Annotated in this window: 12 protein-coding genes; 10 read left to right on the top strand and 2 right to left on the bottom strand. The window is 25.3% G+C overall.

Annotated features, from left to right (window positions below):
- Positions 1-181 precede the first annotated feature (181 nt).
- From GBG18_RS03405 to GBG18_RS03370, 9 genes are all read left to right on the top strand, one after another.
- Positions 182-388 (top strand): hypothetical protein, encoded by a 207-nt coding sequence (locus GBG18_RS03405; RefSeq protein WP_152188414.1) that lies wholly within the window; start codon positions 182-184, stop codon positions 386-388.
- Positions 385-888 (top strand): hypothetical protein, encoded by a 504-nt coding sequence (locus GBG18_RS03400; RefSeq protein WP_152188412.1) that lies wholly within the window; start codon positions 385-387, stop codon positions 886-888. The genes GBG18_RS03405 and GBG18_RS03400 overlap by 4 nt, the downstream gene beginning before the upstream one ends.
- Before the next feature lie 127 nt (positions 889-1015).
- Positions 1016-1600 carry a hypothetical protein gene (locus GBG18_RS03395; protein WP_152188410.1) on the top strand — a complete coding sequence of 195 codons (585 nt, stop codon included), beginning with the start codon at positions 1016-1018 and terminating at the stop codon, positions 1598-1600.
- A 47-nt stretch (positions 1601-1647) separates the two neighbouring features.
- Complete coding sequence (locus GBG18_RS03390; protein WP_152188408.1) at positions 1648-2511, top strand: hypothetical protein; 864 nt, start codon at positions 1648-1650, stop codon at positions 2509-2511.
- Positions 2508-3443 (top strand): hypothetical protein, encoded by a 936-nt coding sequence (locus GBG18_RS03385; RefSeq protein ID WP_152188406.1) that lies wholly within the window; start codon positions 2508-2510, stop codon positions 3441-3443. The genes GBG18_RS03390 and GBG18_RS03385 overlap by 4 nt, the downstream gene beginning before the upstream one ends.
- A gap of 724 nt (positions 3444-4167) precedes the next feature.
- Complete coding sequence (locus tag GBG18_RS15280; protein ID WP_193311059.1) at positions 4168-4320, top strand: hypothetical protein; 153 nt, start codon at positions 4168-4170, stop codon at positions 4318-4320.
- Between the two features lie 111 nt (positions 4321-4431).
- Positions 4432-4557: a hypothetical protein gene (locus GBG18_RS15615; RefSeq protein WP_255467354.1), complete on the top strand. Its 126-nt coding sequence runs from the start codon at positions 4432-4434 to the stop codon at positions 4555-4557.
- Entirely contained in the window at positions 4554-7088 is a 2535-nt protein-coding gene (locus GBG18_RS03375) for an AAA domain-containing protein (protein ID WP_152188404.1), read from the top strand. Before GBG18_RS15615 ends, GBG18_RS03375 begins: the two co-directional genes overlap by 4 nt.
- 26 nt (positions 7089-7114) lie before the next feature.
- Positions 7115-8053, top strand: coding sequence for a nuclease-related domain-containing protein (locus GBG18_RS03370; protein WP_152188403.1), 939 nt, complete (start codon positions 7115-7117; stop codon positions 8051-8053).
- Between the two features lie 201 nt (positions 8054-8254).
- Here GBG18_RS03370 and GBG18_RS03365 read toward each other — a convergent pair whose 3' ends face one another.
- Positions 8255-9595 carry a DEAD/DEAH box helicase gene (locus tag GBG18_RS03365; protein ID WP_152188401.1) on the bottom strand — a complete coding sequence of 447 codons (1341 nt, stop codon included), beginning with the start codon at positions 9593-9595 and terminating at the stop codon, positions 8255-8257.
- Positions 9596-9682: 87 nt separating this feature from the next.
- The gene (locus GBG18_RS03360; protein ID WP_193311058.1) at positions 9683-11608 is read right to left on the bottom strand and encodes a hypothetical protein; all 1926 of its coding nucleotides are present in this window, start codon (positions 11606-11608) and stop codon (positions 9683-9685) included.
- 121 nt (positions 11609-11729) lie between these two features.
- Here GBG18_RS03360 and GBG18_RS03355 point away from each other — a divergent pair, with 121 nt between their 5' ends.
- Positions 11730-13451 (top strand): protein adenylyltransferase SelO, encoded by a 1722-nt coding sequence (locus tag GBG18_RS03355; RefSeq protein ID WP_152188398.1) that lies wholly within the window; start codon positions 11730-11732, stop codon positions 13449-13451.
- Position 13452 lies beyond the last annotated feature (1 nt).

Raw genomic sequence — 13452 nt, 5'->3', positions numbered from 1 at the left:
TGGAACTTATTGTGTAAATATTAGCGGTACTTTATCTATTGAAATATTTTAAAAGTCTGAAAAATCTAAAACTTACTAAGAATACTAAAAAAACAGATTTACAGCCCACTAAAAATGCTATTACAAACCACTTAAATACATATAAAATATGTTATAATACTATATTATATGGAGACTTAAAATGATTGAATATAGATACTTTAAAGCACTTAATGAACAGAACAAAAAGAAAGTGGTTGACTTATTAAACTATCAACTTAAAAACTTACTAGATAGCGATGTAGTAGATAGTGAAGATTACTTTTATTTAGAAGATGATTTTCATCATCTAATTTGTGAGTTACTTCAAGAACAATCAACAGTCAATAATAAGTTTAAGAAACATTGAGTATTTACACTGCACCATTTAGACAACCTAGTTATATCCTACTTAACCAAAAAGAACATGACCTAATTAATGCTAATAAACAGCAAGGATGCAAAACACTCTCCTATGGTTATTGTAAGGTATGCCAAAAGCCTTTAAACTTTAGATATAAAGAATTATGTTCCCCTTGCAGAAATCATCTTATTAGAGGTACTTTATTCACACAATATACTGGTGACTTAAGAGTTATAGGTGATGAATGGAAAAAGTTCTATCCACTTGTTACAGAACACTTAGTTAATCAAATTGACCTTATCATGAATGGCAAATTTAAAACTAAAAGATATAAAGCAAAAACTGCAAAACTTTTATATATAATGGATAAATACATTAAAGCTAATGGTGATATTTATTCTGATGTTTGCTACAGAAGATTGAGGTATTATGCAGATAGTTCAAGTCGTGATAACCTACAGCTGACGTTAAAAATTGGGAAAAAAATATTTGAAAAAATAATATAAAATAAATTGAGTGTTAATATATTCTATTACCATACTTAGTTAATAATCACTAGTAAAGAAATAATATTATAGAATATGAAAATAAAATCAATTAGAAATTAACATGAATAATTATTAGGATGTTGTAATGAAGAAATTTTTTTTATTTTTAATTTTAATTAATTTAGTTTATGGAAGTGAATATCCTAATGATGTATTAGGTGTGAAACTAAGTGAAAAAGCTAAAATCTGGAATAGCATGGAACAAAGGTATGGTTTCTCCGATGCAGATACTGTAGATACTTATTTATTAAAACCTATTACTTATAACAAAATGTTTGAGAGTTTGATATTTGATGTTTCAAAAAAAAGTAATAAAGTATTTAGAATTAAAGCATTTAGTATTAAATTTAATAGCATAGAAGAATGTTCTAGTGCAAATAAAATGATAGAAAATACTTTAATGCAAAAATATAAAAAACTTAAACGCGTAAAGTCTCTACCCTATGTGAGATTTGAATTTAAAACTAAAAATAAACATATACAAGTCTACACAGGTTGTTCGGGTCACAAAAATACTTTTAATGAAGAGTATAATTTTACCTATGGTCTTATTGATAAAAATTTAGAAAAAGAAGTTAAAATTTTTGAGAAAGAACTAAAGCAGAAAAAGCTAGAAGAAAAAAACAAAGAAAACAAAGAGAAATTAAAAGGTTTTCTAAATAAAATATGATTAAACTCATTAATTTTACTTAGCATATTTAAAATAAGGAATAAATTATGGGGAAAAAAGTAAAAATAAGTATTGGACTACTTCTATTATTAGTTATATTAAGTGTCCTAATAATTAATAATATTGGTGAAAATATTGCACTTCTTTTCTCCATTGTTACATTTACAATTTGTTGTTTATTTTTTCTTTTTGATTTATTATTAAATAAAATGGGCTATTTCAATCTAGACAATAACTCAAGTATTCCAAACTCTAAAACAAGAATAAAGTATTATTTATCAATATTATTTATATTGTTTATTATTCCTTCAAATTTGTATCTTTTATTAAAATACTACATGACAAAAATAGATAAAGACTATTCATACATAGAAAATAGTAAAAATTTGTTTAATAAATTAATTACTGTTTCAATTGCATTAATTGGATTGGCCTATATTATAATATATTTTGTAGAGACTGATAGATACTACATGTATGAAAAAGAAAGGTATACATTTACCGAGAGATGTCTTGTTTATGATATAGATAAATTTGATAAGTATAACTATAGTTATCAGAAAAGAAATACAGATTGCGATTATGGCAAAAAAGAACTTTATGAAAATGAAAATCTTTTTTGGCAATTTCGTAATAGTTTAAATTTTGTAAGTATTTTTTACCCTGAAATAACGAATAAACTTTATGATTATGAAAGTAAAAATATTAACAGAAAAGAGTTATATTTATTACAATTATTATCAGAGAAAGTTAACTATACAATTTATTACTTTAGTATTTTTTCATTAATATTATCAATGATTTTAAGTACAATTATTTTAAGTTATTATGTTAAAAAAATAGTTTCTACATACTTTAAAATACAAGAAAAATATTTTGATTTCTATTTTGAAAAAAAGAAATTATCATGAAATATATAACTATAGAAAAATTAAAAATTCTTAAATATATATTTTTATTTTGTTTGATTTCAAATAATCTATTATATGCATATGACAAATACCAAATGACCAAAGACTTTAGTTTAAGTTTCCAAAAAATGTTGCCATTACAACTTACACCAAATTTATCTATTACAAGAGTTTTTGCAATAAAAGATACTCTTAATATCGTCGCTGCAACTTCTTTAAATTTAAATAGCTATGAAGAACAGCAGAAGCTTGGTAATGAAATGGTCATAAATAATTATAAAAAATTAAAAAATTTAGCAAAAGTACAAATGTTAAAAACTAATTGTCTTAAAACTGACACAAGAGAACTTTTATATTTGGGTATGAAGCAAAATATACAATATATTTCGAATGATAAATTTCCTTTATTTTCTTTTATATTAGAAGAAAAAGATTGTGTAAAGAATAGTTTTAATCCAAAAGAAAAGATGCTATCAAAACCATTCTTATTTCAACTAAAAGAATTCAATCTAAATGTTGTTGAGAAAGTTTTAAGTATGTCTGATAATGATAATAGAAGATTTGTATATGGGTTAAAAAATTCTATTATATCAGAGGCACTTAAAAATATGAAAAAAATAAAAAATAGGAAAGAAAGAGATTTACTATTAGATAATTTGACGATGTCTATTCTTTTATTGGAAAAGCTTGCAAAAGAAGATAAAGTTAAGCAACAATATAAAGAACTATATGAAAATTATCTTGATATAAAATTTGATGTTATAGATACAAAAAAACTAATAGAAGAAGAAACTAAAATAAATGAAAACTTACGAAAGTTCAAAAAAGATATTTCAGATGAACAATTTTTTAAAATTTATGGAAAAGACATGTATTACACATATAATTTGATTGAAAAGATTAGTAGGGAAAGTAATAAAAATAAATATTAATACTTAAAATATCAAAAATTCTTAGAAAAATTGAGTCTTTGTATTATGTATATTTAGTTTACTACTTTTCCAATATAAGTAAAAACAAATTCTAAACTTAATGTTACCTAAGGTGCTTAAATTTATTGTGTAAAACTACGGGGTTATCTATCACTATGAAGATTTTCAATTCCCCCCCCCATAGGGTTCTAGCAGTAATATAGCTTTAATTGTATAGGGATGAAAATATCATTGCTAGTATGTGATAAGCTTATCTTGTACAGCTTTTGATGGAATAGTTCACTTTAAATTATCCCTACTTTTATTTCTAAATTCTATTAAAAGTAGGGTATATATTAGTTTTATAACATCGATATAGTGGCTATCTTGATACTATTAATACTGATATTAAAGAAATCACTATATAAACTAACTAATATTCATTTAAAGTACCATTTTTTGGTACTTTAAAGTTTCCTCCTCAACTTTATTCTTACAATCTATAAAATTTAGACAATCATAAATAAATATACTAATTGTTGATTATTCATAGCCTTTAGATATAAGTAAATGTACATATTACATATACTAATATTTTCAATTTTTTAACACTATACAAACTACTAAAAATATTCTAATTCGATATTATTTTTTAATAATTAAAAGAGTAAACTTATATAAATAATATAATAATTCAAAATATTTAGAAATATTATAAAAACTCATAAATTTATTTAAGGTTATAATGAAAGTATTACATACGTCTGACTGGCATTTTGGTCAAAAGTTTATGGGAAAGAGCAGAGAAGAAGAACACAAAGCTTTTCTATCTTGGGTTTATGAAATAATAAAAAAAGAAAATAATCTTAAATACAATGACTACAAAACTAATAGATGATAATACTAGGTAACTCAATATATGAATAGAATTTATTCTATCAAGTATGTAGTACCAGAGTTAGGAAAAGTATACAAAGAACTAAGTGGTGTATAAAATGGAAACCAAGCCATGAATGCCTTTGCAAATATGAGTAAGATGGAAGATGGTAAGAAAAGTAAAATGAGAGCATCGCTTATTGAGTATTGTAAGCAGGATACTTTAACAATTGTGAATATATTGGAAAAGTTAAAATGAAGTTACATGGAAATCTAATATTTATAAATGGTTTAAATAAAACAGATGAGATTGAAAGTATCTCATCTTTAGAAGAAGAAAAAGTAAAAATCAAATTTTATAAAAATAATACTGTATATAGTTATACAAGAAGAAACGTTACGATAGAAAAAAATATATTAAATAATAAGAATGCAAGTAATGTATTGGAATATTTAAAACGACTAGCTCAGAATATTGACACTGAGAATGATTTTTTATTTAATCAATACGAAAAAATGACACAACTGAGTGAAAAGAGTGCTCTCTCTAAGTATCTAAATCAAGCTAAAATAGATTCATTTGAAAACAAATCTCCAATTATATTTCCTTTTGGTTTTAATTTGAGTCAAGAATTTGCTATTTCAAAAGCTTTAACAAATCAAGTTAGTATAATAGAAGGGCCTCCTGGTACGGGTAAAACTCAGACTATACTTAACATAATAGCAAATGTTTCCATGCAAAATAAAACTGTTGCCATTGTTTCCAATAACAATGCAGCAACGATGAATGTCTTTGATAAACTAACAAAATATGATTTATCATTTATATCTGCTTTTTTAGGAAATAATAAAAATAAAGATGAGTTCTTTGCTAATCAAAATCTTACTTATCCACAATTTGATGAATTAAATAATAGTAATATTACGTTTGAAGATTTAGAAAAAGAAGTTATAAAGGATACTCATTCTTTAAAAGAAATGTTATCTGCACAAAACGAAGTAGCATTATTAAAGCAAGAATTTGAAGAATTAGAACTTGAGAAAAAATATTTTTCAGAATTCTATGAAAAGAGGGAAATCAAAGCTAAGAAATATGCAAATTTAGAAAAATTTGATTATTCTAAAATATTATCTTTATGGGCTGATTTTGAGTATCTTCAAACTAGAAATAAAAAAATATCATTTTTTTTTAAATTGAAAAATATATTTAAATATGGAATATTATCTTTTTCATTTTATAATTATTCTATTGACACCATAATTGCATTGTTACAAAGTACATTCTACATAGTAAAAGAAAAAGCATTAAAAAAACAAATAACAATTTTAGAGAAGAAGTTACAAGAGTTTAATTTTGAAACTAACATGGATTTACATAGTAAGAAATCAATGCACTTATTTAAATCATATTTATCAAAACGATATAAATTGTCTAATAAACGAAAAAGATTTGATAAAGATATTTTATGGAAAGACTTTAAAACTTTTATTGAAGAGTATCCAATTATACTTAGTACAACTCATTCTTTGCGAAATAGTACGGGTAAAGGTTTTCTATATGATTATTTGATAATAGATGAATCATCTCAAGTTGATATTGTTGCTGGTTCTTTAGCCTTATCATGTGCTAAAAATGTTGTTATTGTGGGTGATTTAAAACAATTACCTCATATTGTAAGTAGTGAAACATCAGTAATAATAAATTCAATCTATAATAAATATAAGTTAAATCCATTTTATCATTATAATAATAATCTATTATTATCTATTACAAATATTTTAAAAGATGCTCCAAAAACTTTATTGAAAGAACATTATCGTTGTCATCCAAAAATTATAGGTTTTTGTAACAAGAAGTTTTATAATAATGAATTGATAATATTAACAAAAGCTAGGATAGAAAATGATATTCCATTAGTTTTATATAATACTGTTGTAGGAAATCATGCAAGAGGAACATATAATCAGAGACAAATCGATGTAATTACAAATGAAATTTTACCTTATATTGGCAACAATAACGTTGGAATTGTATCTCCTTTTAGAAAACAAGTTAACGAGCTAATTAAAGAAGTTAATAAGAATTCAGGGATTGAAGTTGATACAGTACATAAATTTCAAGGACGAGAAAAAAATACTATTATTATTACAACTGTTGTTGATGGTAAAAATGAATTTGCAGATGATTTAAACCTTCTTAATGTTGCTATTTCAAGAGCAATTGATAAGCTTTATGTTGTATTATCAGATAATGAAGAGAATAAAAATATGAAAGATCTAATAGATTATATTAAATATAACAATTTTGATATTAAAGAAAGTAGAATATATTCTATATTTGATTTACTTTATAAAAATTATGCTCCATATTTAAACAATTATTTAGAAAAAATGAAACATGTCTCAGCCTATAAATCAGAAAACCTAATGAATATTGTGATTGAAAATATTTTAAAGAAGATAGAGTTTCAACACCTTCGGTTTGTATTGAATATTTCATTAAATAGAATAATTAAGGATACTAGTTTATTAAATGAAGAAGAGTTAACTTTTGTAAAAAATCCATGGTCACATATTGATTTTATAATATATAGTACAATCACTAAACTACCTATACTAGCTATTGAAGTTGATGGATATGCTTTTCATGAAAACAATTCAAAGCAACTAAAGAGAGATAAAATAAAAAATTGTATTTTAAGAAAAAGTAATATACCTTTAATTAGATTTCCAACAAATGGAAGTCAAGAAGAAGAAAAATTATTTAAACTTCTAAAAGAATTAGTTTAGATGAATAGAGTAAAAAGGAAACCAAAGTGTTATTAAAAGAGATTGATAAAAGAAAAGAAGAAGATATCAAATGCTTAAAGAAAAAGCTTGAACTTTCAGATAATGAAAAACAAAAATATATAATTAGACAAGAGTTAACAAAATTAGAATCAGGATTAAGAGGAGAAAAAGAAACGGCTTATTTTATAGATTTTAATTTAAAGGATAGTGAAAACTATATGATACTACATGATTTAAGATTTGAACTAGATGGACTAACTGCTCAGATTGACCACTTATTAATAAATGTAGCAGTAGGTGTCATATTGGTTGAAACAAAAAATACAAAAGCTGAAGTAACAATAAATGATGATGGAACGATGTTATACTCTTATCCTAAAGAGTCACACAATCTTCCAAATCCTTTAGCTCAATCACACAGACATGCTTTAGTATTAGAAGAAATTTTTAAAAAATACAATATGAAAATGGATATTATGTCTTATGTTGTTTTTTTACCAGATGTTAAGATTAAAAATAAAGTTCTTCCTAAAAAGTTTTGTCGCGCAGATACATTTATTGAAGATATTAGAACTAACTTTATAAGAAGCCCTTTAAAAATTTTATCTGCTGCTACAAAAATGATAACTAATAACTTACCAAGCACTAAAAATATAGAAAATATTGGAAAGATTCTTATAAATGAGCATAAACCTATTTTAATTGATTATGATAAAAAATACAGAATAAAAGGTGTAAGGACTAAAGAGAGTATTCTAGATATACCTAGTAAAGAAGAAAAAATTGATATTATTTCAAAGTTAAATCCAAAGAATTTAAATAAATTTAAAGATATTCAATCTTCAAAAAAATATATGGGACATGAAATGCTAAGTTTTATCTGTATAAACTGTAATACCATACAAAGAAAAGGTTTAAATACATTTACACAAAAAGAAGTTTTTTGTAAAAGTTGTGGAAATTAAAAAGAGATTATAGTTGAGGAAAAGTATTAACATTTTTAAAGAAAATAAAAAAGTTTTTTAAATACTTAGAAGTACATAAAGTCATATATAAAAAGCTTGACTAGTAGTTATAATCCATTTTTACTCTTTTGTCTAAAATATTATACATTATAATATTAATATTAAATAATGTCAAATATATTAGTCACTAAAAATTACTTTTTAATTTATAATTGGTTTAACATTATTAACCACAATATCAAAAACTTCATTTTTCTTTTTATTTATCCAGCCTGTTGTTTCATCATTATAGATAATTATATTTGCTGTATTTTTATCTTTAAACGGTCTCATGGCTCTTCCTATGATTTGTTGTAAACGTGCTGTATCTTCAAAAGGAGGGTAAGCTGGACTTGCACAAAATACATTTTTAATAGAAGGAATATCAGTACCTTCTCCTAGAAGTTTTGAAGTTCCTATTAATACGTAATCAGTGATTTTATTTTCAGTCAAGTCAGAAAATATTTCATTTCTTTCTTTTGCTTTTGTACTTGCATCAATATATAATACATTATATAAAGTTGATAACTCTTCTTTTAAAGTCAGTCCTAATTCAAGGGTATTTACTAAAATAACCGATTGATTAGCCTTAAACTTGTTTCTTTCAAGCTCTAGAGCTTTTTTAATATCATTTAGTATTAATAATTTTCTCTTTTTTGATTTATCAATATTTTTCTTAAGCATTCCTAGTTTTATATTAAAATCTAATGTTCGCAAGTATTCTTGTTCTATATCGATTTTATAATTTGTATTTTTAAATCTTATATTGGGTTGTACTAAAAAGCCATTTTTATATAAATCAGATATATCAACACTTGCCCTCTCTTCTCCAACTAAATCATAAAGTCTTTGCTCATTTTTAATATTATTTCTATATGGTGTTGCAGTAAGACCGTGTTTATACATGGCTGGAATTGAAGACACAACGTCATAATAAACACTTGCACTAGCTTTATGCATCTCATCACAAATAATCTGTGAGTATTTATCTTCTTTAACTCTTTGTAATGTTGCTTTATTGTTTAATGATTGCCATGTAGTGATTAATATAGGAGCTCCAAACTCTTTTTTTGAAGAGCTAAGTTCACCTATCATTGATGGATCAATATCTAAAATATCTTGAAATCTTTTTTTTGTTTGTTTTACTAAGTCATACTTAGGAACAATAAAAAGTGTTCTTATGTTTCTTTTTGCAATTAAATATGCAGCTATATTTGTCTTTCCAGAACCTGTAGGAGCGTAAATATAACCCGTAAGTGTAGTTCGTGTAAATTTATCAATACAAACTTGTTGAAAATCTCGTGCTTTAAAATTTTTAATATTAATCGTTTCTTGATTTTCTATAATTTTACACTTATCTCTTGCAGGAACATTTACATTCCATTTTATATCACTACAAATATTCTTAAATTTACTTAGCAATTGCAAAACTTCTCCATAAGGAAAGATTTTTTCAATAGTTCCATCTATAAGTTTAACTTGTGATCCTATTATTAATTGCATTATATCTCCTAAGAATATTTAATTTCTGTAAGAGTATATATAAAGATTTTCTAATATTCTAAATTGATGACAATTTGTAATGTTTTTTTAGAAATCAAAAAGAGATTCTTGTTTTTGATTAAATGGTTCTATGAGTTTATAAGCCTCTTTTACATAATAATCAAAGTCTAAAAACTCATAAGAAAAGTCTTCTATATTATTGCAAAGCTCTACTTTGTATCCTACGTTTATTCCTATTACTCTTTGCTGCGAATCTTTATTTAAAGCTGGAAGAATCTTTTTTAGAGGATATCCATTTCTACTTATAAAATATCTAATAGTATTAGGTAATGGCATATAGGATTTTTGTAGTGAGTAAATTTTTTCAAGAACTAAATCTATATTTTTTGTAGCTTTGAAGTTTAATAAAAAGTCATATTTATTTCTATGATTATATATAAAATCTTCAATTTTAATACCTTTTATTAGATATGCTTCAACTGCTTTTTGAACAACAAGTGAAGAATGATTTTGATTCCATGCAAGATTGTATTTATATGCACCTATTTTTTTAGCTTCACCATTTTCCTTCAAAGCTATATAATTGTTTACATCTCTAATCCAAAGCTTTTCATATATTATCTCTTCTAGTTCTAATCCTGTAAAATCTTGCCATTTTTTTGAGATATCTTCATATCTTGACTTGTCTTTTTTAGCAATTCTAAAAGTAAGACCATCAGTATTTGCTTGAATTAAAGATACCGTTTTTATTTGCATAAGTTTTTCAGCAAGCATACACAACATCAACTGTCCATTTATAGTAATATCCAAAGTCATCTTGAAGTCATAAAAAGGACTAAATTGATTGTTTGTATCTCCATAAGTTGAGTTTAGAGCTAGTTTTAGCATTTTGTTTTGAGAAGTACCTTTTTTATAAGAAAATCTCAAATCTCGAATCTCTTTATATATATCAACAAACTCAATTCCTAGGTGTTCAGGATAAAGATTATTTTGAATTACAATTGATGGATAATAGCTAGCCACATCAACATCTATGATTAAAAAATCTTCATTTTTATCATAAAACTTGCTTTCAACACTTCCATGTAAACCACCAGTTCCTAGATAAAAAGTAAAATCTTTGTAGTTTAAATGTAAAGATTGAGCTTCATTTTTAGAGTTTAGTGTGCAATATGAACCGAGTTCCTCTAAGTTTTCTTTACTGATATTTGAAAAAACTTCATTCATAGAGTTTGAATATTGCTTTTTAAGATACTTAAGTAGGCTTTGAAACTCTACTGTTTCAAAATTAATATAGTCAAAAATAATTTTGTTAAAGTCCAAAAAGTTTCTAATGGTTTGTTTGGGTTTGCCATTTAAATAACATATATCTTTTCCAAGCTTTTCTTCAAGATTACGTATAAAGTACCTTTTACCTATTTTTGTATCACTGTAATTGAGCATATTTTCATTGTATTTTAAACTTAAATCTTCTCTAAACTCTATTGCTTCCTTTGAATGCTCAAAGAATAATAAAGTAGCTTCAACATCGTGTTTATTGTATTTAATTAGATTGCCAAACTGCTCTGTTTTTATATTTTCGCCTATTTTAAAATCCAAATCTTCAATAGAATCCATACACATATTTACTTCTAAAACTTTTAGACTTACTCTTGTAGCTTTATAATCAAAGTTGTAAATTTTCATAAGGTCAAGTTGACTTATTTTTAAAGTATTTTTATCTTCTTTATAAATGATATTATTTTTTATAAGTCCATCTGCAAAAAGAAATATTTGATAAACTAGTTCTTTTAGTTCATAGTTTTTTGCATTCTTGTAAATAAATTGTAGTACTGCATAATCAAAGTTTAGATTATTATATCCTACTAATATTTTTTCATTTTTACTTAGCCATTCAAGTGTTTTTAGAAACTTTGTTAAGTCATTTTCTCTTGTGCTTAATTCAAATACTCTTAACTCTTTACTTTTGGTATTTTGTATAACACAAGTAAATATATTGGGAAAGGTTTCCAAATCGTAGATATAATATTTCATAGTCTTGAATTATATTTAATATGTACTGTAGAGTTTCTTTATAAATAGTTTAATTTAAATACTTTTAGGTAAGATTGCAGTATAAATATAAAGGCACAAAATGGAAGGTATCCCTAAAACAGGAATTGAAAATAAACAAAACTCAAAATCTATAGAAACGCTGAATGATTTAGCAAAACTCGTAGATTACTCGTTTATGAATACTCTTAATAAAGACTTACAATCAACAGCAGATGGAATAGACCACAATCCTCGACAAGTTTTTTCAGGTCATTATGTTCCTGTAAAACCAACACCAATTAAAAATCCAAAATACATTGCACATAGCAAGAACTTATTTAAAGAATTAGGCTTTGCGAATAGTTTAGTAAAATCACCTGACTTTGTTAGTATGTTTTCAGGAGATATATCAAATGTACCAGAACCTATGAGCAAAGTAGGTTGGGCGTGTGGATATGCACTTTCTATTTATGGTAATGAGTATTATCAACAATGTCCTTTTGGTACTGGAAATGGATATGGAGATGGTAGAGCAGTTTCAGTATTAGAAGCTGTAATAAATGGTAAACGTTGGGAAATGCAATTAAAAGGTGGAGGGCGAACGCCATATTGTAGAGGTGCTGATGGAAGAGCAGTTTTAAGATCAAGTATACGTGAGTTTTTAGCACAAGAACATATGCACTCTCTTGGCGTTGCAACATCACGCTCTTTAAGTCTGTTTACTTCAAACTCTGAAAAAGTTGATAGACCATGGTATTCACATGGTTCACATTCAAAAGATCCTGACATGATGATTTCAGAAGATATTGCTATTTCAACACGTGTTGCACCATCATTTATTCGTGTTGGTCAAATAGAACTTTTTGCACGTCGTGCTCGAAAAAACGAACATTCAAAAGCTATGGAAGAGCTAGAAAAGATTGTCTTACATTTAATTGAGCGTGAATATAGTGATGTTATTGATGAAAAGTTAAGTATAGAAGAAAAAGTAATATTATTAGCAAATGAGTTTCGTTCACGTCTTACAAAACTTGTAGCGAATTGGATTCGTGTAGGATTTTGTCAAGGTAACTTCAACAGTGATAACTGTGCAGCTGGTGGCTACACATTAGATTATGGGCCTTTTGGTTTCTTGGATTTATTTGACCCTTATTATCAACCATGGAGTAGTAGTGGAGATCATTTTTCTTTTTTAAATCAACCAATAGCAGCAGAACAAAACTTTCATATGTTTTATACTGCTTTAAAAACTTTATTAAACTCAAAAGAAAAGTATTTAGATGAGTTAGAAGAAATTAGAAGTGGTTTTGCTGAAGTAATGCAAAATAAAATGGAAATGATGTGGACTTCTAAACTTGGTCTTAGTACATTTGATAAAGAGTTATTTAATGAACTTTTATTTCTTATGGTTAAAACTTCAGTTGATTATACTGTTTTCTTTCGAGAGTTATCAAATATACCAAAAGATATAAATGCACTTAAAAAAAGTTTTTATGAATCAGTGCTTGATAAAAAGATAGAAAAACGTTGGGAGAAATGGTTAATAAAATGGAAATCTCTTATTGATACTGCTAAAACAAAAGAAGATTTATCTTCACAAATGAAACTTGTAAATCCAAAATACACTTTAAGAGAGTGGTTTTTAGTGCCAGCATATTTACATGCACAAGAAGAAGATTATTCTTTAATAGAAGAACTTCAAGAAATAATGACAAATCCATATTCTGAGCAATCAGATGAGATAAACAACAAATATTATAAATTAAAGCCATTAGAACTCTTTGAAGTTGGTGGAATATCTCATGTAAGTTGTTCCTCATAAT

It is taken from the genome of Poseidonibacter ostreae (assembly GCF_009208075.1).
Lineage (GTDB): Bacteria > Campylobacterota > Campylobacteria > Campylobacterales > Arcobacteraceae > Poseidonibacter > Poseidonibacter ostreae.
Note: the sequence above shows the minus strand (reverse complement) of the source record. Positions and strands in the feature narration are given on the sequence as shown.

What these genes read in the sequence shown, in the direction of transcription:
- GBG18_RS03390 (WP_152188408.1), top strand. Translation starts at nt 1,648, where the DNA reads ATGGGGAAAAAAGTAAAAATAAGTATTGGACTACTTCTATTATTAGTT.
- GBG18_RS15280 (WP_193311059.1), top strand. Translation starts at nt 4,168, where the DNA reads ATGAAAGTATTACATACGTCTGACTGGCATTTTGGTCAAAAGTTTATG.
- GBG18_RS03355 (WP_152188398.1), top strand. Translation starts at nt 11,730, where the DNA reads ATGGAAGGTATCCCTAAAACAGGAATTGAAAATAAACAAAACTCAAAA.
- GBG18_RS03375 (WP_152188404.1), top strand. Translation starts at nt 4,554, where the DNA reads ATGAAGTTACATGGAAATCTAATATTTATAAATGGTTTAAATAAAACA.
- GBG18_RS03395 (WP_152188410.1), top strand. Translation starts at nt 1,016, where the DNA reads ATGAAGAAATTTTTTTTATTTTTAATTTTAATTAATTTAGTTTATGGA.
- GBG18_RS15615 (WP_255467354.1), top strand. Translation starts at nt 4,432, where the DNA reads ATGAATGCCTTTGCAAATATGAGTAAGATGGAAGATGGTAAGAAAAGT.
- GBG18_RS03365 (WP_152188401.1), bottom strand. Translation starts at nt 9,595, where the DNA reads ATGCAATTAATAATAGGATCACAAGTTAAACTTATAGATGGAACTATT.
- GBG18_RS03385 (WP_152188406.1), top strand. Translation starts at nt 2,508, where the DNA reads ATGAAATATATAACTATAGAAAAATTAAAAATTCTTAAATATATATTT.
- GBG18_RS03405 (WP_152188414.1), top strand. Translation starts at nt 182, where the DNA reads ATGATTGAATATAGATACTTTAAAGCACTTAATGAACAGAACAAAAAG.